This is a genomic window from Janthinobacterium sp. 17J80-10, from assembly GCF_004114795.1.
Taxonomy (GTDB): domain Bacteria; phylum Pseudomonadota; class Gammaproteobacteria; order Burkholderiales; family Burkholderiaceae_D; genus Paucimonas.
In genome coordinates, this window is record NZ_CP035311.1 from 3059537 (window position 1) to 3083823 (window position 24287).

21 protein-coding genes and 1 pseudogene are annotated in these 24287 nt (G+C 56.3%); 17 read left to right on the forward strand and 5 right to left on the reverse strand.

What is annotated here, in order from left to right:
* Positions 1-9: 9 nt before the first annotated feature.
* The 3 genes from EKL02_RS13750 to EKL02_RS13760 all read left to right on the forward strand — a co-directional run bounded on the left by EKL02_RS13750 (position 10) and on the right by EKL02_RS13760 (position 4131).
* Positions 10-3048 carry a DEAD/DEAH box helicase family protein gene (locus EKL02_RS13750; RefSeq protein WP_128902574.1) on the forward strand — a complete coding sequence of 1013 codons (3039 nt, stop codon included), beginning with the start codon at positions 10-12 and terminating at the stop codon, positions 3046-3048.
* Positions 3049-3372: 324 nt separating this feature from the next.
* On the forward strand, positions 3373-3825 hold the full coding sequence (locus EKL02_RS13755) for an NUDIX hydrolase (protein WP_128902575.1): 453 nt from the start codon (positions 3373-3375) through the stop codon (positions 3823-3825).
* A gap of 57 nt (positions 3826-3882) precedes the next feature.
* Positions 3883-4131, forward strand: coding sequence for a hypothetical protein (locus EKL02_RS13760; protein ID WP_128902576.1), 249 nt, complete (start codon positions 3883-3885; stop codon positions 4129-4131).
* A 38-nt stretch (positions 4132-4169) separates the two neighbouring features.
* Here EKL02_RS13760 and EKL02_RS13765 read toward each other — a convergent pair whose 3' ends face one another.
* The gene (locus EKL02_RS13765; RefSeq protein WP_128902577.1) at positions 4170-4607 is read right to left on the reverse strand and encodes a universal stress protein; all 438 of its coding nucleotides are present in this window, start codon (positions 4605-4607) and stop codon (positions 4170-4172) included.
* Positions 4608-4846: 239 nt separating this feature from the next.
* On the opposite strand from EKL02_RS13765, the gene EKL02_RS13770 reads away from it, so the two are divergent.
* From EKL02_RS13770 to EKL02_RS13780, 3 genes are all read left to right on the forward strand, one after another.
* Positions 4847-6919, forward strand: coding sequence for a carbon starvation CstA family protein (locus tag EKL02_RS13770; RefSeq protein WP_128902578.1), 2073 nt, complete (start codon positions 4847-4849; stop codon positions 6917-6919).
* Between the two features lie 3 nt (positions 6920-6922).
* Complete coding sequence (locus tag EKL02_RS13775) at positions 6923-7126, forward strand: YbdD/YjiX family protein (RefSeq protein ID WP_128902579.1); 204 nt, start codon at positions 6923-6925, stop codon at positions 7124-7126.
* Positions 7127-7394: 268 nt separating this feature from the next.
* Positions 7395-8228, forward strand: a complete 834-nt coding sequence (locus EKL02_RS13780; protein WP_206732399.1) for a Sir2 family NAD-dependent protein deacetylase — start codon at positions 7395-7397, stop codon at positions 8226-8228.
* A 63-nt stretch (positions 8229-8291) separates the two neighbouring features.
* Here EKL02_RS13780 and EKL02_RS13785 read toward each other — a convergent pair whose 3' ends face one another.
* Together EKL02_RS13785 and EKL02_RS13790 are read right to left on the reverse strand one after the other, a co-directional pair.
* Complete coding sequence (locus EKL02_RS13785; RefSeq protein ID WP_347232086.1) at positions 8292-8480, reverse strand: hypothetical protein; 189 nt, start codon at positions 8478-8480, stop codon at positions 8292-8294.
* Between the two features lie 308 nt (positions 8481-8788).
* The gene (locus EKL02_RS13790; RefSeq protein ID WP_128902581.1) at positions 8789-9061 is read right to left on the reverse strand and encodes a hypothetical protein; all 273 of its coding nucleotides are present in this window, start codon (positions 9059-9061) and stop codon (positions 8789-8791) included.
* A gap of 375 nt (positions 9062-9436) precedes the next feature.
* Between EKL02_RS13790 and EKL02_RS18685 the strand changes: the two genes are divergently transcribed.
* The 8 genes and pseudogenes from EKL02_RS18685 to EKL02_RS13825 all read left to right on the forward strand — a co-directional run.
* Positions 9437-9571 carry a hypothetical protein gene (locus EKL02_RS18685; protein WP_277750568.1) on the forward strand — a complete coding sequence of 45 codons (135 nt, stop codon included), beginning with the start codon at positions 9437-9439 and terminating at the stop codon, positions 9569-9571.
* Between the two features lie 364 nt (positions 9572-9935).
* Positions 9936-10445: a bacteriohemerythrin gene (locus EKL02_RS13795; protein ID WP_128902582.1), complete on the forward strand. Its 510-nt coding sequence runs from the start codon at positions 9936-9938 to the stop codon at positions 10443-10445.
* A gap of 357 nt (positions 10446-10802) precedes the next feature.
* Positions 10803-11627, forward strand: a complete 825-nt coding sequence (locus EKL02_RS13800) for a metal-dependent hydrolase (RefSeq protein ID WP_128903511.1) — start codon at positions 10803-10805, stop codon at positions 11625-11627.
* A gap of 66 nt (positions 11628-11693) precedes the next feature.
* A complete protein-coding gene (locus EKL02_RS13805; protein WP_128902583.1) occupies positions 11694-13580 on the forward strand; it encodes a 3-oxoacyl-[acyl-carrier-protein] synthase III C-terminal domain-containing protein in 1887 nt (628 codons plus the stop codon).
* Positions 13577-14497: a hypothetical protein gene (locus tag EKL02_RS13810; RefSeq protein ID WP_128902584.1), complete on the forward strand. Its 921-nt coding sequence runs from the start codon at positions 13577-13579 to the stop codon at positions 14495-14497. Before EKL02_RS13805 ends, EKL02_RS13810 begins: the two co-directional genes overlap by 4 nt.
* Before the next feature lie 71 nt (positions 14498-14568).
* A complete protein-coding gene (locus tag EKL02_RS13815) occupies positions 14569-15882 on the forward strand; it encodes a hemolysin family protein (protein ID WP_128902585.1) in 1314 nt (437 codons plus the stop codon).
* 240 nt (positions 15883-16122) lie between these two features.
* A complete protein-coding gene (locus tag EKL02_RS13820) occupies positions 16123-16995 on the forward strand; it encodes an HDOD domain-containing protein (RefSeq protein WP_241687720.1) in 873 nt (290 codons plus the stop codon).
* 115 nt (positions 16996-17110) lie between these two features.
* Positions 17111-18202, forward strand: a pseudogene (locus EKL02_RS13825) (PilT/PilU family type 4a pilus ATPase); the annotation flags it as partial.
* 199 nt (positions 18203-18401) lie between these two features.
* Here the strand turns inward: EKL02_RS13825 and EKL02_RS13830 are convergent.
* The gene (locus EKL02_RS13830) at positions 18402-19172 is read right to left on the reverse strand and encodes a hypothetical protein (protein WP_128902587.1); all 771 of its coding nucleotides are present in this window, start codon (positions 19170-19172) and stop codon (positions 18402-18404) included.
* 543 nt (positions 19173-19715) lie between these two features.
* Between EKL02_RS13830 and EKL02_RS13835 the strand changes: the two genes are divergently transcribed.
* A complete protein-coding gene (locus EKL02_RS13835) occupies positions 19716-20027 on the forward strand; it encodes a PilZ domain-containing protein (RefSeq protein ID WP_164932021.1) in 312 nt (103 codons plus the stop codon).
* Between the two features lie 104 nt (positions 20028-20131).
* Positions 20132-21361, forward strand: coding sequence for a spore maturation protein (locus tag EKL02_RS13840; RefSeq protein ID WP_128902589.1), 1230 nt, complete (start codon positions 20132-20134; stop codon positions 21359-21361).
* A gap of 93 nt (positions 21362-21454) precedes the next feature.
* Here the strand turns inward: EKL02_RS13840 and EKL02_RS18275 are convergent, their stop codons facing one another.
* On the reverse strand, positions 21455-21811 hold the full coding sequence (locus EKL02_RS18275; protein ID WP_164931890.1) for a hypothetical protein: 357 nt from the start codon (positions 21809-21811) through the stop codon (positions 21455-21457).
* Here EKL02_RS18275 and rpoD point away from each other — a divergent pair.
* Entirely contained in the window at positions 21723-24287 is a 2565-nt protein-coding gene (gene rpoD, locus EKL02_RS13845; RefSeq protein ID WP_128902590.1) for an RNA polymerase sigma factor RpoD, read from the forward strand. The genes EKL02_RS18275 and rpoD overlap by 89 nt on opposite strands.

The following is a 24287-nucleotide window of genomic DNA, read 5'->3' on the forward strand; positions in this document are numbered from 1 at the left end:
GATGGTCACATGAAACTTCATTTCGAGCCCAACCTTGACTATCAGATGCAGGCCATCGAGGCAGTTTGCGACTTGTTCCGTGGCCAAGAAGTGTGCCGCACCGAGTTCACGGTAACGATGAAGGCGCCGACGCCGGCTGGGGCGGACCTGTTTCCCGGTTCGCAGCCTGAGCAAATGACGCTAGGGATGGCCGAGTCTGATCTAGGAATCGGTAACCGCCTTACTCTTCTGGATGATGAGCTGCACAAAAATCTGGCAGAGATACAGGTGCGGTGCGGCCTGCCGCCGTCCGGGACATTGGCCTCCGGCGACTTTACCGTAGAGATGGAAACCGGTACCGGCAAGACCTATGTGTACCTGCGTACAATCTTTGAGCTGAACAAGCGCTACGGCTTTAGCAAGTTTGTGATTGTCGTGCCTTCGGTGGCGATCAAAGAAGGCGTCTACAAGACGCTGCAGATCACCGAGGACCACTTCAAAGGACTTTATGCGGGCGTACCGTATGAATACTTTATGTATGATTCGACTAAACCAGGCCCGATACGAAATTTTGCTACAAGTTCCAACATCCAAATTATGGTGGTGACGGTCGGTGCGATTAACAAAAAGGACGTCAACAACCTTTATAAGGAATCTGAAAAAACCGGTGGCGAAAAGCCAATTGATCTGATCAAAGCCACACGACCCGTCGTGATCGTCGATGAGCCGCAAAGTGTGGACGGCGGTCTCACAGGTGCCGGCAAAACGGCGCTTGACGCTATGAATCCACTATGCACCTTGCGCTATTCGGCCACCCATGTGGACAAACACAATATGGTGTTCCGCTTGGATGCTGTAGATGCCTATGAACGCAAGCTGGTCAAGCAGATTGAAGTTGCATCGGCCACCGTGGAGGATGCATATAATAAACCGTTCGTTCGACTAGTTTCAGTGAGCAATAAGCGGAACAAAATTACTGCTGTTGTAGAAATTCACAAAACCAATTCTACTGGCGTAGTTCAGCCTCAAAAGATCGAAGTGTATGACGGATGTGACCTTGAGCAAGAAGCTGGACGTGCAATCTACGCCGATTTTCGGATCGGCGAAATCAATACGGCTAAAGGTGAAGAATATATGGAGCTGCGCTACCCCGGGGGCGAAGTGTTCCTTAAACCAGGACAGGCCCATGGAGATATCGATGCACTGGCCGTACAGCGGGAAATGATCCGCCGCACGATCAAAGAGCATCTTGACAAGGAAAAGCGGCTGCGTCCGCTAAACATCAAGGTGTTGTCGCTTTTCTTCATCGATGCTGTGGACAAGTACAGGCAGTACGACGCCGACGGGAAGCCAGTCAAAGGCGATTACGCCCGCATCTTTGAAGAAGAATATCGCCGCGCCGCCAAGTTACCCGCTTATCAGAGCTTGTTTGGCGAGATCGACTTGAACAGCGCCGCCGAGGAAGTTCACAACGGCTACTTCTCGATCGACAAGAAAGGCGGCTGGACAGACACCAGCGAGAACAACGCAGGCAACCGCGAAAATGCCGAGCGTGCGTACAACTTGATTATGAAGGAAAAGGAAAAACTACTATCCTTTGCCACCCCGCTTAAATTCATCTTTTCTCACTCCGCGTTGAAAGAAGGCTGGGATAACCCCAATGTCTTCCAAATCTGTACGTTGCGCGACATTCAAAGCGAGCGCGAGCGCCGCCAGACGATCGGCCGTGGGTTGCGGCTATGCGTTAATCAACAGGGCGAGCGAGTTCGCGGCTTCGATGTCAACACCCTAACGGTCATTGCGACTGAAAACTACGAAGAATTTGCCGAAAACCTGCAGAAAGAGATTGAGGCCGATACGGGTATCCGCTTTGGTATCGTGGAACAACACCAGTTCGCCGCGATCGCCGTGACCGCTCCTGACGGCCAGACTGTGCCACTAGGCGTAGATCAATCAAAAGCGCTGTGGGAGCATTTGAAGGCCGCTGGCCACATCGATGCCAAGGGCAAGGTTCAGGACTCTTTAAAGGCAGCACTGAAGGATGGAACGCTCGCGTTGCCTGCAGAGTTCGATGCGCAACGCAGCCAGATCGCAGAGGTGCTACGTAAAGTGTCTGGCCGCCTGGAGATCAAGAATGCCGACGAGCGCAAGCAAATTGCCTTGCGCAAGGACAAAGAAGGCAAGGCAATTTATCTGAGTGATGAATTCAAGGCATTGTGGGATCGGATCAAACACCAAACGACCTACCGCGTTCAATTCGACAATGCCAAGCTGATAGCGGACTGCATTGCCGCCCTGCAGAAAGCCCCCGTGATCGCCAAAGCGCGTCTGCAGTGGCGCAAGGCTGACATCGCCATCGGCAAAGCAGGCGTAGAAGCCACTGAAAAAGCCGGTGCCGCGACTGTCGTCCTGGACGAGGCAGATATTGAGCTGCCAGACGTGCTCACGGACCTGCAGGATCGCACCCAGCTTACCCGCAGGACTATCACAAGCATCCTGATCGGTAGCGGCCGGCTGGACGATTTCAAGCGCAACCCGCAACAATTCATCGAGTTGGCATCGGAAACGATCAACAGGTGCAAGCGACTGGCACTGGTAGATGGAATCAAGTACCAAAAGGTTGGCGACCAGCACGTCTATGCGCAAGAGTTGTTCGAAAAAGAGGAGCTGACCGGCTATCTCAAGAACATGCTGATGGATACCGCCAAGTCTATCTATGAGCATGTTGTCTATGATTCGTCGACTGAGCGTGACTTTGCCAATGCACTTGAAAAGAACGATGCCATCAAGCTCTACGCCAAGTTACCCAGCTGGTTCAAGGTGCCGACGCCGTTGGGAAGTTACAACCCTGATTGGGCCGTACTGGTGGAGGAAGACGGCATGCAGCGCCTGTACTTTGTCGTGGAGACCAAAAGCAGCTTGTTCACAGACGATCTACGCGACAAGGAAAGCGCCAAGATCGAATGTGGCAAGGCCCATTTCAAGGCGCTGGCCGAAGGTGAGAATCCAGCCAGATACTTGGTTGCCCGTTCAGTTAATGATGTGCTGGCAGAAGCTGCGAAAGAATGAAACTTCAAAAGGCTGGCGTGAGGCGTTCATTCGGTACAGTAGCGGTACACACGTCAGCTTTTCCAATTTGGATTAAATTGGCAAAAAATGGAGTAAACTGTAGATTCTGAAGGTCTTTTTACCCTTCGAGAATTGTGTTAAATTTGACTCAATTTGCAGTAACTTACTGTGTTCTGTCCCGACTGTTAATCCGCAGGTCCCTGGTTCGAGTCCAGGTCGGGGAGCCAAGCTTCATTAAGGGGCCACGTGAAAACGTGGCCCCTTTCTCATTTCCGCGCAAAACAATACCACGCCCCGTTTCCCCTCCCCCTTTAAGGAGATTGCATGACAGCATTAGCTCATGCCACAGTACCTATTGAAATGCCCACTTCCTGTGGCACCCTTATTGTCAATCAGCGCGGACAACTCCTGGTCTGCCACGTCACCGGCACCCGTCACTGGGACATTCCCAAAGGAATGCGAGAATCCGGCGAGTCCACGCTGGAAGCGGCAAAGCGGGAGTTAATGGAAGAAACCGGCCTCGACTTTGCCCATTCCGCATTTGAAGAAGTCGGCGGTTTCGCCTATCAAAAGCACAAAAGACTGCATCTATATAAAGTGCGTGCGCCGGCAAACCTGAACTGCCTTGGCGCCCTCGTCTGTACCAGTCATTTTTCCCATCGCGAGACAGGTGCGCCGACGCCGGAGATGGATGGCTATACCTGGGCGACTCGCGATGACATTCCATCGCTGTGCCTGCTGCCGATGGCGCAGCAATTGCTCTCCCTTGATTGGTAGGGAGTGCGCGCCGAGCGCGAACCTAAAACTTTCAAGCCAACTTAAAGGAACATTCTAATGACGACACTTTTCGCCACTCCGGTTTTTGATGCGACGGTCATCTTCGAAGGCAACGAACTCTTCAAGGGGCAAGGTTCAGCAACGCAATGGGCGCAGAAGCTGGCAGCTGAAATCGGCAGCCCGGTGGTCGCCAGGAAGATCGGAACCGGCTGGGCGCTCTGCGGCGCAGTCGATGGCGTTGATTGCGTCTGGGGCATTTACGGTCAGCGACTCAAGCGCATCGATGACGCGAATTCGAATGATTGAACCCCATCATTCATCCGCACACCTGGCTCTCGTCCGGGTCAGTGATATACCAAAACCGGGATGGTCGCGTGCGTCAGCACCTTTTGCGTTTCACTATCCAGGAACAATCCGGTCCAGCCTGATTTTCCGATCGGCGCCATGAAGACCAGATCGCAATGGTATTTTGCCGCAGTCTTCAGGATTTCTTCATGAGGCTTGAAGGCGTGCACAAAAACGGTTTCACATGGCACACCTTCGGCGGCAGCCGCTTCGGCGACCTTTTGCACATGTTCCAATGCCAGATCGTGCGGATTTTTACCGACGCCGTGCGTCGTGCCAAAAAATTCACTATCGGAAAGCAGCGGGGATGGGTGCGGCTCGGCGATCGAAATTCCGATGATTTTGCCGTTGATTTCCTTGGCGAATCTCACCGCTGCGCTGACAGCTTTCTCCGACCGGGGGGATCCATCTGTTGGCACCAGAATCGTCTTGAACATGATTGGCCTCGATTTCGATAGGCATGGAGACTCCGTCCTTCCATTATCCGACCACCGGCTGCCAGGCGGGCGGCCGTTTGCAAAATCCCTCAGGCTCCATTGATCATTATCAAACTTCGAAGACACCTTTCCTCTATCGTGAATTCAATTGCGGGGATAGATGTAGAGCACGCTGCATTTTGCTTCACCACGATTCATGATGATTGTTGATCGCTTTCCCTGGCTCTTCCCGAGGGCGCATGAACCAGTTCAAACAGCATATCGCCTGGATTGCACTTGCCCTAGTGGGTGCTTTTTCGTTCGGCACGATTGCCCTGCAGCGCGGTGAATCGATCAGCGCGGTCTGGATCGTGATCGCTGCGGTCTGCACCTATCTGATTGCGTATCGTTATTACAGTCTCTTCATTGCGAAGCGCGTCATGGGACTCGATCCCAAGCGCATGACGCCGGCATACCGGTTCAATGACGGGCTGGATTACGTCCCGACCAATAAATATGTTTTGTTCGGCCATCATTTTGCGGCCATTGCCGGCGCAGGCCCGCTGGTCGGACCGGTGCTGGCCGCGCAAATGGGCTATCTGCCCGGCATGCTGTGGATTCTGGTCGGCGTGGTTTTTGCCGGTGCGGTGCAAGACGCGATGGTGCTGTTCATTTCGATGCGCCGCAATGGCCGTTCGCTCGGCGACCTGATCAAATCCGAGCTGGGCCCGGTGGCCGGCGTCATCACGCTGATTGGCGCCTTCCTGATCATGGTCATCATCCTGGCGGTGCTGGCCCTGATCGTGGTGAAAGCACTGACGGGATCGCCCTGGGGCACCTTTACCGTGATGGCGACCATACCGATTGCCTTGCTGATGGGCGTGTATATGCGCTTCATCCGGGTCGGGCGCATCGGCGAAATATCCGTGATCGGATTCGTGCTGTTAATGCTGGCCATCGTATTCGGCCAGTATGTGCAGGAACATCCCACCTTTGGACCGATGTTTACGTTTACCGGCACGCAACTGACATGGTTGCTGATCGGCTATGGCTTTATCGCCTCGGTGCTGCCGATCTGGCTACTGCTGGCACCGCGCGACTATCTGTCCACCTTTTTGAAGATTGGCACCATCGTCGGGCTGGCGATTGGCATCCTGGTGGTTCTGCCGATGCTCAAGATGCCGTCGACCACGCGCTTCATCGATGGCACGGGACCGGTATGGTCCGGCAATCTGTTTCCGTTTCTGTTCATCACGATTGCCTGCGGCGCGGTCTCGGGCTTCCATGCGCTGATTTCATCCGGCACCACCCCCAAGTTGCTTGAAAACGAGGGGCATGTGCGGCTCATCGGCTATGGCGCCATGCTGATGGAATCGTTTGTTGCGATCATGGCGCTGGTGGCGGCGTCCTGCATCGAACCGGGCATCTATTTCGCGATGAACAGCCCGCCTGCCATCATCGGCAGCACCGTCGAGGGCGCGGCCAGGGTCATCTCGGAGTGGGGCTTCCAGCTGACGCCGGAGATGCTGACCGAGACGGCCAGGGATGTTGGCGAACACTCGATTCTTTCCCGTGCCGGGGGCGCGCCCACGCTCGCAGTCGGCATGGCGCAAATCCTCTCGGGCGTCGTCGGCGGAAAAACCATGATGGCCTTCTGGTATCACTTCGCCATCCTGTTCGAAGCCCTGTTTATCCTGACGGCGGTCGATGCGGGTACCCGCGCGGGTCGTTTCATGCTGCAGGATTTGCTCGGCACCATCGTCCCGTCGATGAGAAAAACCGAGTCGCTGGTGGCGAGTTTTGTGGCCACCGCCATCTGCGTGGCCGGATGGGGATATTTCCTGTACCAGGGCGTGGTAGATCCGCTGGGAGGCATCAATACCTTGTGGCCCTTGTTCGGCATTTCCAACCAGATGCTCGCGGGCATCGCACTCATCCTCGCGACCGCTGTCCTGTTCAAGATGAAGCGCGACCGCTATGCCTGGATCACCATCGCACCGACGATCTGGCTGCTGATCTGCACGCTCACTGCAGGCTGGCAAAAAGCCTTCTCTGCCAATCCGAAGGTCGGTTTCCTGGCGCACGCCGACCGTTATGAGACCGCCCTCGAGCAAGGAAAGCTGTTGGCGCCGGCGAAATCGATCGCCCAGATGCGGCAGATCATATTCAATGATTATGTCGATGCATCGCTGACATTGTTATTCATGTTCGTCGTCGTGAGTGTGCTGTTTTTCGGTATTCGCACGATACTGTCTGCCAGACGAAGAGATCGGCCGAGCGTGGATGAGGCGCCCGCCGAGTCTTTCCCGCCTGGCACAATTCCCCAGGCTTGAGCCATGCTGGATAACTTGGCCGAAGCAGGACGCTATCTCGGGCAGGCGATGCGGCTCATGGTCGGCATGCCGGAATACAGCACCTATGTCACCCACATGGAAACGACGCATCCTGATCAACCCGTCATGAGTTATGAAGCGTTTTTCAGGGAGCGCCAGGAGGCGCGTTATGGCGGCGGCAACGGCAAAATCGGTCGCTGCTGTTAAATAAAATCCTGCAGGGATGCCTTCGCATCGACAATCACCTGGCATAAAAAAGAGCCCGACCGGAATGAACCGTATCGGGCAAAGTAAGACTCTCGGAGACGATCGCTGCATTGCAAAGATGGTCTATCATCTATGAGCAATTGCCGTGCCAGCCATTTCCATCGCCAGTGCTTCAACTTGGTGCAGTATCATTCTTGCCTCGCTGTACAGGCAATATCCAACGTGAATCAATAAATACAATTCTCCGCCTCCTCGCTTACCGGGCCAAATGACCAACGCCGATGCCATGGACGATGCTTGCCGCGAAGCCGCAGAACTGATTTCACACGCAGACAGCCTGCTCGTTACTGCCGGCGCCGGAATCGGCATTGACTCCGGCCTGCCTGACTTCCGCGGTGACAATGGCTTCTGGCAGGCTTATCCTGCGCTCGGCAAGCTCGGCATGCGCTTTTACGAGATCGCGAACCCGAACGCCTTCCTGACGATGCCGGAAGTCGCCTGGGGCTTTTACGGACATCGCCTGCAACTCTATCGCGCAACAGTGCCGCATGAAGGATTTACCCAATTGCTGCGGCTCGTCCGGAAAATGCCCAACGGCTGCTTCGTTTTCACCAGTAATGTTGATGGGCAGTTCCAGAAAGCGGGGTTCGCTGCGGAGCGCATGGTCGAGTGTCATGGCTCCATCCATCATCTGCAGTGCATGAACGGCTGCGGCCGGCCGCCATGGCCCGCAGAGGGTTTCGAACCGGTTGTCGATACCGGAAATTGCCGCCTGCTATCGACCTTGCCAAGCTGCCCTGCCTGCGGCGGCCTGGCACGCCCGCATATCCTGATGTTCGGCGACTGGGATTGGGATAGCCGCCATGCAGAACGCCAGCAGGCACGCCTGCAAACCTGGCTCGCGCGCGCAAAACGACCGGTGGTGATCGAGATCGGTGCCGGCACCGCCATACCGACGGTGCGGTATTTCGGCGAAGCAGCCGGTTGTCCGCTAATACGGCTCAACCCGATGGAATGCGCGGTGGGGATGGCACGCGACATCGGCATCCCGCTCGGTGCCCTGGAAGGCATTACGCGGATTACCGGAGCGCTGCTGCCCTAAGCCGCTTTACAATTTTGACGAAAAAAAACCGGCAATTGCCGGTTTTTTTTCTGGCTTGAGCGATTATTTCGCCGCGTCTGCTTCACATTTTTTGAGGAACGACTGCTTCGCTGCCCCGGCCAATGGCTTGCCATTCTTGCCAACGGCCTTGGTTTCGCATTTGGCAGCAGCACCACCTTTGTCGCCCCCTTCGCATTTCTTGATAAAAGAGGTTTTTGCCGCACCCGCAAGCGGCTTGCCATTCTTGTCCATGGCCTTGCTGGCACAACTGGACGCAGGCGCCGCTGCAGCCGTTGCGGGAGACGACGGGGCGGGCGTTTGGGCGCAAGCCATGCCTGCAGCAAAAAAGAGGCTGAGGGCAGTCAGAACAAATTTCTTCATCGCAATACTCCTCCAAGTTAAGGCGTTATGCCTGCGTAAAAAACGCCGGCGGGCATGACAACGTTGACAACAATCGCAAATATAGCGCACTTACCCTGTTTCAAGGCAACTTTGAGGCAAGTACGCGTAAAGTAACGATCATGATCGCCCGGAACGATCAGGCAATTTAGCGACGCCCCTCAGGATTCCTGTTCCACCAGCGCTTCGGCCTGCTCCTTCAAGGCGGCATAGGCGGCGAGCACTTCTGCCGGAGGCTCGTTGTCCAGCTCGGTCACTGCAGCCCCTTCGCCAGTAACATAGGTCCAGTCGCTCTCGGAAATCATGCCGAATTCCTTGTCGAGCGATAGCCGGACGGTATAAACCTCTTTCGTAAAATCGTTGGCTGGCGCAAAGTCCACGCGCACGTCGCGGTATTGCTCGTCGTCCTGCTCGATCCCCATCTTGCTTTTCATTGAACCTCCTCAAAATCCCTCTGGCTTCAGCTACGTATGCATCCATAATAGGTGAATGTTGTATGGCTGTCTCGGCAAGTTGTATAGACCAAGAGAAACCAGGATATTCCTTGATTTTTTGATGTGGCGAAGACGATCCAGATATTTTTCCGGGAACTTCTACAAATCCTCCCCCATTTCCGAACTTGTGAATTGCCCTTTAGTCTAGCCATGACGTTTCATAACCCATACGTGAAAGGAATCACAATGAGGATCACCTCTAAAGTTGCATTTGGTACAGCGCTTCTTGCCATGCTTCTTGCCGGCTGCCAACGTAGCGATCAGCCTGGTGGCACCAGCGGATCCGGCTCAAGCGGGTCATCGGGTGGCAGCAGCATGTCCAGCGGTTCCGACACATCTGGCGGCGCGGGCGGCTCCCGCAGCGGCACGTCCGGCAGCGGCACATCGAGTGGGAGTAGCTATGGCGGCACAGGTGGCGGTACATCGGGCGGTACCGGCGGCTCACGCTGACAACTGCGCAATAAAGGGCAGTCAGTGTCGCGATGCCATGCATCGCGACAGTCCCGCACCGCGCGTATGACGCCTGTTATCTGGTTACCTGCAAGTTACCTGTCCATTTTCATTTCCTCGCCGGCATTCTCCTTGCCCTAGTGCATCTTCCTGCTTAATTCAATGCAAGACACCTTGCCAGGTTCGTGGCAAAACAAAGCTCGTTAATGTTTTTTTGCCATAACGACGTTGATTCAAATCAAACGGGAATAACTACTCCTGCTTTTAAACTTGTCGGTAAGAAATAAATTAATTCTAGCAAGTTGAATATCCGTAACTGAATCTCTCCCTATCCCCATAATCATCAAACCGGCAAGGAAATATCATGAGTCAGGAAACAGGTAGCACGCACCATCCCTTCGTAATTGAATGGCGCCAGGGTTTTAAAGTCCAGATTGATCAGGTAGACGATGAGCATGAGCATCTTTTTACGCTGATTAAAGCGTTGAACCTGGATTCGGTAGACAAGACTGTTGAAGAATTATTGGACTATGTCGTGGTGCATTTTTCCAATGAACAAGCGCTGATGGAAAAAAGCGGTTATCCAGCGTTCGAGCAACATATGCGTTTGCACGAAGATTTTGCGTCGCGTGTGGCTGAATTCCTGGGTGACGGGAGTGACTGGAGCGAGGAGCGCGTCCAGGAATTGCGCCGCTTTCTGAACAAATGGCTGGTTGGTCATATCCTCACACATGACTTGCGGTTCGGAAAATGGTATGCAGAACATATCAATCAGCCTGTCGTTGCGGCACCAGTTGCCATGGCACCCATGATGCAAGCAGCCGAAGCTAAAGCCCACAGAGGATTTTTTGCAAGCATCTTCGGCAGAAGGTAAGCACTTTATTTCCTCGGAGTTATCCCCGTTGCCAGTGGAAAAATCTGTGGATAACCTCATGCAAGCATTCCCAAGTGCATGATATTCAAGGATTTTTTGATACTGATTAAAATCAAGGCGTGAACAACGCCTTGATTTTTTTGGGCCTTGGGACTGGGAGCATGCACCCTGCAACAGAGAATGCCATGCCCTGGCGTCGTGGCAGGTGCCCAACATTGCTGCCATTTTGCAAACGTTTGCGCCCCGGCGCAGCGCGGCAGCGGGTATATTTCAACAATGACCACAAGTTGAAAATGCGTCCTCCCGATCATGGCTTTCCGCCCTTCGCCGCCCGGCCCCAATTCTTCTGCAATTCCGTTGCCCGCGTTGTCGGTGCGACGCCTCCTGATTGACCTGGAAACGCCCATCGAACGCCATTGGTGCGGCAACGATCCGTTCCGTACTGCGCTGTTCAATGCCTTGTCCATGGGCTTTCCGCCTGGAGAGCAACTCTTTATCGATTCGGTGCGCGCCGCCCTGCCGCTGCTGCCACAAGCGGAGCAGGCACATTTCAGCGATCAGGTGGCGGGATTCATTGGCCAGGAAGCGACCCACCGCCGCATTCATGGCTTGTTCAATGCGAGGCTGGAACAGCATGGACTGGTCAATGCATGGATCCCGCGGGCGCAGCGTCGCCTGAAAAAAATGGAGGGCTTTGCGCCGAAGCACATGCTGGCATTGACGGCGGCCTACGAACATTTCACCGCCCTCTTGGCGCAATGGCTGCTGCAGCACCAGGATGTTTTCGAACATTGCGACGGCCGCCTTAAAAAGCTGTGGTTGTGGCATAGTGCCGAGGAAGTGGAACACAAGGCGGTGGCATTCGACCTTTACCAGGCGCTTTGCGGCAGCCGTGCATGGCGATCCTTCTGGTTTCTCAGCGCCACGCTGGTGTTCGCCACCGATACCCTGCACCAGACTCTCTACAACCTCAAGCGTGACGGCACACTCTGGCAGCGCCGGACCTGGTTTAGCGCAGCGCGTTTCCTGTTTGGCCGCGACGGCGTGCTGCGCCACTCTTTCGGCCCGTGGCGCGCCTACATGGGCAAGCATTTTCATCCGGCACAGGCAGACAGTCCGCTTGCACGACAATGGCTCGCTGCCAATGCGGACAGTTTTGCAGTGGTGCAGGCCAGAGAATAGGCCGATAAAAACAGCGAACCACAAGCCTCATGCAATTGTAGATTTCTTCTTCAGGGAACCAGGACAATGATTAAACCTTATGCTTCGGTGTATATCACCGGGACTGGCAAATACATGCCCGGAAGCCCGGTCGATAACGAAGCCATCGACCAGTTCATCGCCCCGATGAATGCCCGCTGTACCCGGCTGAAGAAGCGCATTCTTGAAGAAAATGGCATTCAGACGCGCCACTATGCCCTGGATGCGAATGGCGACTCCACCCACTCCAATGCGCAGATGGCGGCGCTGGCAGCAAGGCAATGCCTGGCCAGGACCGGCACCAGCCTGGCGGATATCTCGTTTCTGGGCACGGGCACCTCCGGCGGCGACAATGTATTGCCTGGGTTTGCCAATGCAGTGCAGGGCGAATTGGGCGCCCAGCCCATGGTGACGAGCAGCCATCAGGGCGTGTGCGCCTCCGGCATGTCTGCATTGCAGTATGCGGCATTGATGGTGGAACGCGGCGACCATGAGCATGGCCTGGTGGTGGCATCCGAATTCCCCTCGCGCCTGTTCAAGCGCACGCGCTTTGCGTCGCGGGATTACCAGACCGATTTCGACAGCCACTTCCTGCGCTGGATGCTCTCGGATGGCGCTGGCGCCTGCCAGCTTGCCCAACGCCCGGCAGCTTCCGGCCTGTCGCTGAAGCTGCATTGGGTGCACTTGAAATCGTTTTCCGGCGACTACCCGCTGTGCATGCAAGTGGGGCACCCTGAAAAGAACCAGCCCAAGTCCTATCTGGATTATCCGTCGTTTGCGGAAGCAGAAAAAGATGGCGCTTTCTTTTTACGCCAGGATATCCGGCTGCTGCCGCACCTGTTCGATGTTGGCATCCACGAATATGCCCGGATGGTGCAGGCAGGTGTCTTTCAGCCCGAAGACATCGATCATTTCCTTTGCCACTATTCCTCGGAAAAGTTTTCCGGTGTGGTCGCGGACTTGATGGAAAAGGCGGGACTGGTGATCCCGCAGGAACGCTGGTACAGCAACCTCAAGACGCGCGGCAATACCGGCGCGGCGTCGATATTCATCATGCTGGATGACTTCCTGGCATCGGGCCGCCTGAAAAAAGGCGAAAAAATCCTGTTCTTTGTGCCCGAGTCTGGCCGCTTTACCGTTTCCTATGCCCTGCTGGAAGCGGTTTCCGCCAGCGATGCGCCGACGCCTGCAACCGTCCAGACAATGCCCGCCGCCACGGATCACCGGGATTTGCCGGCGCCGCCGGTGGAGGCGGCCGACCAGGATGAAGGCTTGATGCGCGATACGCTGAAAGAATTGGCCGCAGTCTGGCAAGACTATCGTTCCGCCGCCTGGCGCACGCCGCTGATCCACAAGATCGTCGGACGCCAGTTCACTGCCGCGGATTACCGCCGCTGGATGGAACACTGGATTCCGCAGGTACGTGAAGGCAGCAAGTGGATGTTCGAGGCTGTCGAGAATATCGGCGCGCCTTTCCTGCTGCTCAAGGCCCTGATCACCGAGCACGGCAATGACGAAAAAAACGATTTCATGATCCTGTACGAGGATTACCGCATGGCCGGCGGCGACGTCCCGCTCGATGCCCTGGTGCGCAATCCGGGCGGCGAGGCATTGAACGCGTATATGCATGCGGCGGCTGCGCGCATGAATCCGGTCGGGCTTTTGGGCGGCATCTATATCATCGAGGGCACGGGCCAGCGCATCATTCCCGCCCTGCTGCCCATGCTCAAGGCGCAAACCGGCTTGCCGCCACAGGCATTCCGTTTTCTGCAATACCATGGCGACAACGACCCGCACCATCTCGAACGCTGGCTGGCAGCGGTGGATATCGCGCTGGCCTCCTCGGAGGATGCAGCGGCGACATCCGCCGAGATCGTGCGCACGGCCAGGGAAGTCGCCAGCCTGTACCTGCTGCACATGGGAGGCGTGCTTTGAAAATTCATGACGATATTGCCGATGTTGCGCATGACCCGAGCGACCCCGATCCCTGGCTTGCGCTTTACCTGGATGGCAGCGTGCCGGTGTTCGATACCGTCAAGAAGGCCTGGATCAATAACTTGCGTTCGCGTCCGCGCCAGTTCCTGCTGCCGCTCGTGCGGCCCATGGCGCGGTCGATGATCGTGCTGCTGCAATTGGCGAAAGTCATCGCGCCAAAGGCGTTCACCTCGTCTGCGGTGCTGCATCGGATTCTTGTCTGGGGTTTGAAAACGTGGGTGCGTCCGGACGCCAACTGGCTGATCCTGCGCCACTTTCATATCGGCTCGCAAAACCTGGCCTTCATTGCCCGCAATATTCCCGGCATCACGGTGCCGATGAATCCGCTGCATCCAAAGCGCATTGATGACCTCTCGGACCACCTGTTTCTCAAGCACGATATCAATTTATTCAATTTCGTCATCAACCTGAACCGGGAACTGCGGGCCAAAAATATCGAGATCGGGAAAATTCCGCGGCCGAATTTCGAGGATATCCAGCCCGATGGCTTTGCCCTCGAAGACCTGCCCGACAGGTGGACGAATTTCATGGACCTGGAAACGGCAATCGATCTCTTCACGCCGGTGTATGCCCTGTTCCTGACGGACAGCGATTTCTGGCGCGCGACCAATTCCCTGCAAATGGATGAGCCGATTGCCATTTATGTGGCGAAGATACTGGGCATGCCCGAACACCTCGTCCTGCTCAACAACAAGCACCCGCTGGTGCCGCTGACAACCCTGCGGGCCGGCAACCGCCTCGTATTGCATGGCCTGGCGTCTGAAATGCTGTTTTCCCTGCTGGCGCGACTGAAGGAAGAACACCGGGTGCAGGCACACCCCGCATCCCTGGCCCCAGCCGGCTTGCACACAGCTTGACGCGCCTGTTACGAAACTTATACTGATGAAAGCAACATTTTGACAATGCAGGTATTTTCTTCAGGTGTCCCTTGAGTCTGTTTCAACATATCGCCTTATTGGTCTTTCTGGTGCTGGCCGCCGGCTTTCTGTCACTGACGGAAATTTCCCTGGCCGGCGCACGAAAGATCAAGCTCAAGCTGCTGGCCGAGGCGGGCGACGAGCGCGCCCTGAAAGTCATGGCGCTGCAGGCGCAGTCGGCGGACTTCTTTGCCGCTTCGCAGATCGGCCTGAATGCCATCGCCATCCTCGGCGGCATCCTTGGCGAAGGCGCCTTGCGGCCCTACTTCATCGAGTGGATTTCATTGGTTTACAGCGGTCCCGGCCTGGAAAACATCGGCTTCATCCTGTCCTTCATTTTCGTCACGACCCTGTTCATCCTGTTTTCCGACCTGATGCCCAAGCGCCTGGCCATGATTGCGCCGGAACGCATTGCCGTCGCAGTCATCAAGCCGGTCCAGTGGTTCATCGGCCTTTGCAAGCCGTTTTCATGGGCATTGAACCTCGTGGCGAACCTGCTGTTCCGCCTCTTCAAGGTGGAAACGACGCGGGATGACAGTATCACGTTCGATGAAATTTCCGCCGCGGTCAAGGCCGGGGCCTTGGCTGGCGTGCTGCAAAAGCAGGAGCAGCACTTCATCGAAAATGTCTTCGAACTGGAGTCGCGCGCGGTAACGTCCACCATGACCAACCGCGACAACGTGGTGTTTTTCAGCCTGAATGAAAGCGAAGACAGCATCCGCCAGAAAATCGCACAACATTCCTATTCCAAGTTCCCGGTCTGCGATGGCGTCATCGACCATGTCATCGGCTATGTCGATACCCGCGATATCCTGGTGCGCCTGCTGAACAAACAATCGCTGTTCCAGTTGAATGAATCGAGCATCCGCACCGTGCTGATCATTCCCGATACGCTGACATTGTCGGAACTGCTGGACAAGTTCCGGGCGACCAAGGAAAGCTTTGCCGTGGTGATCAATGAATACGCCCTGGTCATGGGCGTCATTACCGTGAGCGACATCATGATTACCGTGATGGGCAGCTGGGGCAGCCCGCTGGACGAGGACAAGCAGATCCTGCAGCGCGAGGATGGCTCATGGCTGATCGACGGCAGCACGCCCGTGGGCGACATGAAACGCACCATTGGCCTTGAAACCTTGCCCGAGGAAGAAAACTACCAGACCGCGGCCGGCTTCATGATGTATATGCTGCGCAAAGTCCCCAAGCGTACCGACAGCGTAGAATACGAGGGCATCAAGTTCGAGGTCCTGGACGTGGACCACTATCGCATCGACCAGTTGCTGGTCAAGCGCCTTGCCGCAAACGATCCCGCCAAGTTGACCTGATCAAGTATGCATTGGCACGCCGACACCATGTTATATAAATAATGTATGTCTCCTATTGCCAATATAAAGCAGACAATGCGGCTTCCGCTGGATAAGATTGCACCTGTCTCCTCCAATCTTCTTGAATTGGATTTAGCCCGCAAGCCGCAAGGTCTGCGGGCTTTTTTTTGTCACCACGATTGATCTGAACCCGCGTCACACCGCGCTACAATAGCGATTCTTCATTTTCAGGAACTGGCAGTGTCCGCATCCCGGCAAAATCCGACGGCTTCTTCCGCTGCAGCGGACCTGATGGGGTCCATCGACATTCCACCGCGGCCGGCATTGCTGATGGCGCTGCAGCGCGAGTTGCGGCGAAAGGAGCCGGATGTCAGAAAAGTGGCGCAATTGCTGGGCCGTGATGCGGCAATGGCGGGGCAACTCCTGAAGACAGCCAATTCCGCCTTCCTGAACTTGCGCCGCCGCTCGGACAGCGTCGACGACGCCATTGCCCTGATCGGCATGAACCACTGCAGCAGCATCATGGAAGGATTGATTGTCAGGAGCATCCTGGGCACTGGCAAGATGATGATGGCCCGGTTCTGGGATGTTTCCGAAAAACGCGCGCAAGGCATGAGTTACCTGGCGCGGCAAACGAGCGCAGTACCGCAAGAACTCGCCTACAGCTTTGGCCTGTTTTGCGATATCGGCATTCCCCTCATGAAAGCCACTTTCCCGACTTACCTGGAAACCCTGTCGATCGCCAACAAAATGGGGGGATGGCGCTTCGTCAGGCTGGAAGAAGTCCGGCACGGCATCAACCACACCATGGTCGGCGCAACGCTGGCTGAACACTGGGGGATTTCGCCCGCCATCGTGCTCGCCATCAAGCTCCATCATGCGCCCGAGGCGCTGGCCGACAACGCTGTCCCCACGGTCGTCAAGGGGCTGGTTGCCATCAACCTGGTCGTCGAAAAAGCCATCGAAGAATTCCGCGGCGCGGACGTCTCGCTGGAGTGGCGCGATGGCGGCAGCGCCGCCGCCGGCGTGCTGGGCCTTTCCATGAATGAGATCGACGCCCTCTGCGCGCAATTGATCCAGGTGTTTTCCGGCGCGCTCCCGCCCGCTGCCTAGTGCGGCGAATCCGCAACCTTCACGCCTGCCGTTTGCAATTCAACTATAAATAGTTGCTTTTAAGCACTATAATCATCGACGCCCACTCCTCCAGCAAACGCACGCCATGACCACTCTGACCGAAGACAAAGCCCGCGATTACATGCACAAACTGCTGGGTGCGATGAGCCGTGCCGGTGGCTCCGACCTGTTCATTGCGCATGAGTACCCGCCCAGCATGAAAGTCCATGGCGGCATGCAGGCCCTGAGCCCGCAGAAGCTCACCGGCGACGTTACGCGCGTGCTGGCCAACGCAATGATGAACGAGCGGCAGCGCGAGGAATTTGCCAGGGAAATGGAATGCAATTTCGCCGTTTCCATACAGGGCCTGTCGCGCTTCCGGGTAAATGTCTTCATCCAGCAGCAGCAGGTCGGCATGGTGATCCGCACCATCGCCTCGGAAATCCCGAACTTCGAAAAGCTGGCCCTGCCGGAAGTGCTGAAAGAAGTCGTGATGAACAAGCGCGGCCTGGTGCTGGTGGTCGGCGGCACCGGCTCAGGCAAATCCACGTCGCTTGCCGCGATGATCGATCATCGCAACCGCACTTCGCCCGGCCATATCATTACCGTCGAAGATCCGGTGGAATATGTGCACAAGTCGCAGCAATGCCTGGTGACGCATCGCGAAGTGGGTGTGGATACGCACTCCTGGCACCATGCCCTGAAGAACACGCTGCGCCAGGCACCGGATGTCATCCTGATCGGCGAAATCCGCGATGCGGAAACCATGGAACACGCCATTGCCTTTGCCGAAACCGGCCACCTGTGCCTGGGCACGCTGCATGCCAACAGTGCCAACCAGACCATCGACCGCATCATCAACTTCTTCCCGGAGGAACGGCGCAACCAGTTGCTGATGGATCTCTCGTCTAACCTGCGCGCGATCATCTCGCAGCGCCTGGTGCGCACCATCGATGGCAATGGCCGCAAGGCCGCCATCGAAATCCTGCTCAATACCCCCAGCATTGCCGAACGCATCTTCAAGGGCGAGTTCCATGAAATCAAGGCGATCATGGCCAAGTCGCGCGAACTTGGCATGCGCACCTTCGACTGGGCGCTGTTTGAACTCTATAACGATGGTCACATCGCCTATGAGGAAGCCATCCGCAATGCCGATTCGGCCAACGAACTGCGACTGAACATCAAGCTCAAGAGCGAACGTGGCGAACCTGCTTCCGAGGGGCCGGTATCACTGACGATCGATCATGGCCCCTCCGAGGAGGAACTGGAAGCGCTGCGCAAGGAAGAGCTCAACAAACAAAAAGAGAAGCGCCGCCTGCTGGAAGAAAAACAGCTGGCGGAATTGCAGGCGCTGAAAGAACAGCGGGAGCAGCAAAAAACGGCGTAACAGGATCGGTGCGGCGCGCCTAGACGGAGCCCTTGAAGCCCTGGAAAATCCCTTTTGCCTGCACCATTCTTGCGGTGTCACCCATCATGTGCATCCCGAGAAACAGCAGGTTGCCATTGCGGGCGACCGTAAAGGGGGCATCCGGCGTGTTCAGCCTGCTTTCAATGCGTACGCATTCCTCGGTCGATATGCATTCCCCCACCATGACAACGGTGGGCAGCACCGTCTTGCTCTTGAATTCAAATTGCATCACCCGGTTCATCTCCCGCAGCTTCGCAATATTCTTTCCGCCTGGCGTAGACTCATTCACTTCCGAAAAACGCGCTTCCAGGCCATTTTGTGCAAAGTGCATGTTTAGCTGATCCATTACATCACTTGACCGAGCCGCTTCAGCCGTTTTCTGTGCCGGGTCTGCTTCCACGCAGGTACCGAGGACATGGTCAAACACGGCATCGTGTTTCTCGCGGCACCAGCGTTCCATCTCCGGATTGGACCTTGCCTTGCTGATTTCACTGAGCGCGACTGCCCGTTCTTCCTTCATTGCGTCACTTGCCGAGATATTCAGCAATACCAGGATAGAAACGACCGATATCCCCAAGTTAACAAAGAACGGTAAGCGGATATCGTTCTCGTCATCCCCCCAGAACTTATACAGATAATACAGCGCCGGAATACCCAGGAAGAATGTCAGCACTGCGCCTATTGGCGTGATTTTCCCGATCCGGATAAGCAGCCATATCAGGCTGACGAATGAAACAACACCCAGAACTACACAAATGACAAGATCCATATGTTTTCCGCTCCCTTTTCATTATTATTTTATTATCAGTGGAAATTATTTATCGTAATTCGCTGACTGAATTGATTAATCATTAATAATTAATTAGATCTGATTTTTTACACAGCCACAATCCCATCAATATGGGGTATTGCACTATTCCGTTTTGCCACTTATCCCCGACATCCGTGGAAAACTCTGTGGACAACTCATGAGAGTATTGCCTAAACCCATGATTTCTATGGATAAATTGATGATGATAAAAATCAAGGCAGATGACTTCCAGTAAATGCGGAATATTTCGCTTATATCGAAAAAAGTAAAAAACGTCACCGCAACGTTACAAAACTATTAAAGGGCGGTTGTCAGAGGGGATGTAGACGCAAGCGATAAAATATTTCCTGGCGATAATGTGACAAAAATTAACTTTCCATATTTAACTTTTAACGCAAAATACGACCGATTCAGTTTGCGGATACTTTTTGCGTTATGACTACAGAAGTACAAGCGGCTTTACCTTCTCCTTCCGAAAAACGGAAAAATCCCCGAAGTACCTTGGCAGTCGATGCCAGGATGCTGGGACATGACGCCATTCCGCACCATATCCAGATCATGGATATTTCCCGCGGCGGCATCGGCCTCGTTGCCCAAGCAGAATTGCAGGCGGGCGATACCTGCGCCATCGCCTTCGATGCCACCGTGGATGAAGAGCCGCGCCGTATTAATGTCTGGGCAAAGGTGGCATACTGCGTGCCGCTGACCGCGGCAGATTTCCAGATCGGCGTGCACTTCCGCGACTACGATACGCATAGCAGGACCCACATCGAACAATTGTGCGGCACCTACGGCTTGCCTGTCGGCTGGTGATGCTGGCGCAACACGTCTTTCCTTCGTCAATCCTGTTGTATTTTCCCTGTATCAACGGCATCATCCTCCCCATTTCGCATTTATTGCGCCGGGGAGAATGAAGGATGCTGAACGGCCTTTGGCTGGGCTTTTTTGTGGTGGCTGCGCTGAGCGCCTTCGGCCGCTGGCTGCTGGGCGGCGATGCGGGCGTGTTCGCCACCATGGTGGAAAGCCTGTTTGCAATGGCCAAGCTGTCGGTGGAAGTGATGGTCTTGCTGTTCGGGACGCTCACCCTGTGGCTGGGTTTCCTGCGCATCGCTGAAAAAGCCGGCATCGTTGAAGTATTGGCGCGCCTGCTGTCGCCGCTGTTCCGTCGCCTGATGCCGGAAGTGCCTGCTGGCCATCCGGCGCTGGGCTTGATCACGCTGAATTTCACTGCCAATGCCCTGGGACTGGACAATGCCGCCACGCCCATCGGCCTGAAAGCCATGCGCGCGCTGCAGGAACTCAATCCGCTGCCGGCAGTCGCCAGCAATGCGCAAATTCTTTTCCTTGTGCTCAATGCCTCATCGCTCACGCTTTTGCCAGTAACGATCTTCATGTACCGCGCGCAGCAGGGCGCCGCCGACCCGACCCTGGTATTTCTGCCGATCCTGATCGCAACCAGCGCCTCCACCCTGGCGGGCTTTCTCTCGGTGGCACTGATGCAGCGCCTGAAGCTGACAGACCCGGTAGTGCTGGGATGGCTGGGCGGCACCGCACTCGTCCTGGGCGCGTTGATGGCCTTTCTGGCCGGCCTGTCGGCGACGGCGCTCGCTGCGCTGTCTTCCCTGCTCGGCAACCTGGTGCTGTTTGGCCTGATCCTGCTATTCCTGCTCTGGGGCGCATGGCGCCGCGTGCCAGTGTATGAAAGCTTTGTCGAGGGCGCCAAGGAAGGCTTCGACGTTGCCAAAAATCTGTTGCCTTATCTCGTTGCCATGCTGTGCGCCGTGGGTGTCTTGCGCGCCTCCGGCGCGCTGGAAGTCGTGCTCGACGGCTTGCGCTACCTCGTCACGGCAGCAGGCCTGGACAGCCGCTTCGTCGACGCCATGCCGACCGCGCTGGTGAAACCATTCTCCGGCAGTGCCGCCCGCGCCATGCTGATTGAAACCATGCAAACCGCCGGTGTCGACAGCTTCCCCGCGCTGGTGGCGGCCACCGTGCAAGGCAGCACCGAAACCACCTTCTATGTGCTGGCCGTGTACTTCGGTGCGGTGGGCATCCAGCGCGCACGCCATGCAGTCGGTTGTGCGCTGGTCGCCGACGGGGCCGGCGTACTGGCGTCGATCGCAGTCTGCTACTGGTTTTTTGGCTGAACCGGCGTTCCGCGGTATCAGATTGACGTGGCCTTTCGACAGTTATTTGATTTATCTATGCCTGTTATTCATTCGCGGCATTTGACTCCATTATTACAATGAAACATAATGCGCGACTGCATTTTTTTCGCACTCTGCCATCAACTGGCAACTGCGGCCCGTTTGCTTGAACCATTCCTGAATCCTGTGATCGTACCGCATTCCCGATTTCACCCTTGAATAGACAGCGTTGACGCAGCATATCGGCACTTGCTGCGAACCGCCTCGCCCTCGCCATCCGGTCCACGTCGAGATGCCATCACCACGGTGCTGGCGGTTTTCCGTGTCTTGATGACGGGTTGTTATTAATGACACTGACGCAATGACAAAACCTGCAAAAACCCTGTCGCTTTCTAAAAAATCCTCTGAAATCACTTTGACTCCAGCGACGCCGCCACAAGCGGTCAGCATGATTGTCCCGCCCGCAGCCGATGTGCCCGGCGCCAAGCCAGTGACCGTCGTTACACGTCGTTCGAGGGTGGTGATGCCAAATGAGCCTGCGCAGGCGGCGGCTGCGGCTGAAAGTGAAAGCACGCAACAAGCGCCGAAAAGCAAGGTCATCGTGGTCAAGAAGCCCGTGTCCCGCCTGGCGCCTCCGATCGCTGGCGCGGCACAAGCCCCGGCGCGCGCTGTAGAAGCCACGCCCCAAGTTGCCAGCGTACCCCTTCCTGCAGCCATCGCCGTTGCCCCTGCTGCTGCCGTTGCAAATGCCGCAGCAACGCCCGCAAGTAAAGCCGCGGTCAGGATTGCCCCGAAGACAGTACTCAAGTCAACGGCCAAACCGCAAGCCGGCAGCATCACTGTGGCTAGCCGCACGACCCATGCTGCAGCACTGGCGGCAATTGACACCTCTGCCTATGCTTTGCCTGGCGTGAAGCAGGCTGCCCGTCGCGGCCGCAAGCCGTCGGAATACCATCCTGAAACCGATGAAATTGCAGCAGTGAATGCCGCTGAACAAGCTGAGATTCTCGGCGGATCGTCGGCCAAATCACCGGCAGGCCAAAGCTTGTCTGAAGCGGAACTTGAATTCAGGCGCAAGCAAGTCACGCTGCTGGTCAACCTCGGTCGCGAGCGCGGTTACCTGACGCACGCCGAGATCAATGACCACCTGCCCGACAACCTGACCGATGCCGATACCATCGGCAACCTGATCGGCACTTTCAATTCGATGGGCATTAACGTGTGCGAGCGCGCGCCCGACAGTGAAACATTGCTGTTGAACGACGATATCGTGCCAGCAGCGAATGACGACGACACCGAAGCCGTGGTGTCGACCGCCCTGTCCGCCGTGGATGCCGACTTTGGCCGTTCTACCGACCCGGTGCGCATGTACATGCGTGAAATGGCGACGGTGCAGTTGCTGAACCGGCAGCAGGAAATCGCCATTGCCCGGCGCATCGAAGATGGCCTGACCGAAATGATGCAAGCCATTTCCGCCAATCCCGCCACCGTCGCCGAAGTACTGGCGATGGCTGCCAGGCTGGAGCAGGACCTGATCAAGGTGGACGACCTGATCGATGGCTTCGCCGACGTCAGTGCCGATGCGGCTGCGGCGCCGGACGATGCCCTGCAGGGCGCAGCGCTTGCCGACGACGAAGACGACCTCGATGATGACGACGAGGCAGACGACACGGCAGCTGCCGGTTCGAATGGCTTGTCAGCCGACCAGTTACAGCAGATGCGCGCCGAGGCGCTGAAAAAATTCGCCCTCGTCGCCACCCATCACGAAACCATGCGCGCAGCCTACGCCGCCGGCGATTTTGGCAGCGCTGCATGGCGGGCCGCCCAGGCGGCAATTGCCCAGGAATTCCTGAGCATGCGGTTTACCGCCAAGATCGTGGAAAGCCTGTGCGACTTGCTGCGCAAGCAGATGGATGGGGTACGCCGCCTGGAACGCCAGGTGCTGGACCTGGCGGTGAACAAATGCGCCATGCCGCGTGAGCGCTTCATCAAGATTTTCCCGGGCAATGAAACCGACCTCGAGTGGGTGCAGCGCGAAATCAATTGCGCCTATCCGCACAGCGCCGCCCTGGAGCGGCAGGTCCATGCGATCCGCGAATACCAGTCCGGCCTGGTCGGACTGGAAAAGCAGGCCGCCCTGCCGCTTTCGGAGCTGCGCGCCATCAACCAGAAGATGACGGCCGGCGAGCGCCGCGCGCGCCAGGCCAAACGCGAAATGACCGAGGCCAACCTGCGCCTGGTGATTTCGATTGCCAAGAAATACGTCAACCGCGGATTGCAATTCCTCGACCTGATCCAGGAAGGCAATATCGGCTTGCTCAAAGCCGTGGACAAGTTTGAATACCGCCGTGGCTACAAGTTTTCGACCTATGCGACCTGGTGGATCCGCCAGGCCATTTCGCGCGCCATCGCCGACCAGGCGCGCACCATCCGCGTGCCGGTGCACATGATCGAATCGATCAACAAGATGAACCGCATCAACCGCCAGGTGCTGATGGAAACCGGCGCGGAAGCCGACATCCCGACGCTGGCCAAGAAAATGGAAATGCCGGAAGCGAAAATCCGCGAAATCATGAAGGTGGCCAAGGAACCGATTTCGATGGATATGCCGATGGGCGAGGATGGCGACTCCAGCATCGGCGACTTCATCCAGGATGAAGGCACGCTGGCGCCGGCCGACGCGGCGATGCAGGCATCCATGCGCGACGTCATCAAGGATGTGCTGGATTCCCTGCCGCCACGTGAAGCGAAAGTCTTGCGCATGCGCTATGGTATTGAAATGAACAGCGACCTCACGCTGGAAGAAGTCGGCAAGCATTTCGAAGTCACGCGCGAGCGCATCCGCCAGATCGAACTGAAGGCGATGAACAAGCTGCGCCAGGCTTCGCGTGCCGACCGCCTGAAAACCTTCCTCGAAGGCCGCTAG

Coding starts and splice junctions, on each gene's coding strand:
- EKL02_RS13750 (WP_128902574.1), top strand. CDS start 10: ATGAAACTTCATTTCGAGCCCAACCTTGACTATCAGATGCAGGCCATC.
- EKL02_RS13755 (WP_128902575.1), top strand. CDS start 3,373: ATGACAGCATTAGCTCATGCCACAGTACCTATTGAAATGCCCACTTCC.
- EKL02_RS13760 (WP_128902576.1), top strand. CDS start 3,883: ATGACGACACTTTTCGCCACTCCGGTTTTTGATGCGACGGTCATCTTC.
- EKL02_RS13765 (WP_128902577.1), bottom strand. CDS start 4,607: ATGTTCAAGACGATTCTGGTGCCAACAGATGGATCCCCCCGGTCGGAG.
- EKL02_RS13770 (WP_128902578.1), top strand. CDS start 4,847: ATGAACCAGTTCAAACAGCATATCGCCTGGATTGCACTTGCCCTAGTG.
- EKL02_RS13775 (WP_128902579.1), top strand. CDS start 6,923: ATGCTGGATAACTTGGCCGAAGCAGGACGCTATCTCGGGCAGGCGATG.
- EKL02_RS13780 (WP_206732399.1), top strand. CDS start 7,395: ATGACCAACGCCGATGCCATGGACGATGCTTGCCGCGAAGCCGCAGAA.
- EKL02_RS13785 (WP_347232086.1), bottom strand. CDS start 8,480: ATGGACAAGAATGGCAAGCCGCTTGCGGGTGCGGCAAAAACCTCTTTT.
- EKL02_RS13790 (WP_128902581.1), bottom strand. CDS start 9,061: ATGAAAAGCAAGATGGGGATCGAGCAGGACGACGAGCAATACCGCGAC.
- EKL02_RS18685 (WP_277750568.1), top strand. CDS start 9,437: ATGTCCAGCGGTTCCGACACATCTGGCGGCGCGGGCGGCTCCCGCAGC.
- EKL02_RS13795 (WP_128902582.1), top strand. CDS start 9,936: ATGAGTCAGGAAACAGGTAGCACGCACCATCCCTTCGTAATTGAATGG.
- EKL02_RS13805 (WP_128902583.1), top strand. CDS start 11,694: ATGATTAAACCTTATGCTTCGGTGTATATCACCGGGACTGGCAAATAC.
- EKL02_RS13830 (WP_128902587.1), bottom strand. CDS start 19,172: ATGGATCTTGTCATTTGTGTAGTTCTGGGTGTTGTTTCATTCGTCAGC.
- EKL02_RS13840 (WP_128902589.1), top strand. CDS start 20,132: ATGCTGAACGGCCTTTGGCTGGGCTTTTTTGTGGTGGCTGCGCTGAGC.
- rpoD (WP_128902590.1), top strand. CDS start 21,723: ATGACAAAACCTGCAAAAACCCTGTCGCTTTCTAAAAAATCCTCTGAA.
- EKL02_RS18275 (WP_164931890.1), bottom strand. CDS start 21,811: ATGCTGACCGCTTGTGGCGGCGTCGCTGGAGTCAAAGTGATTTCAGAG.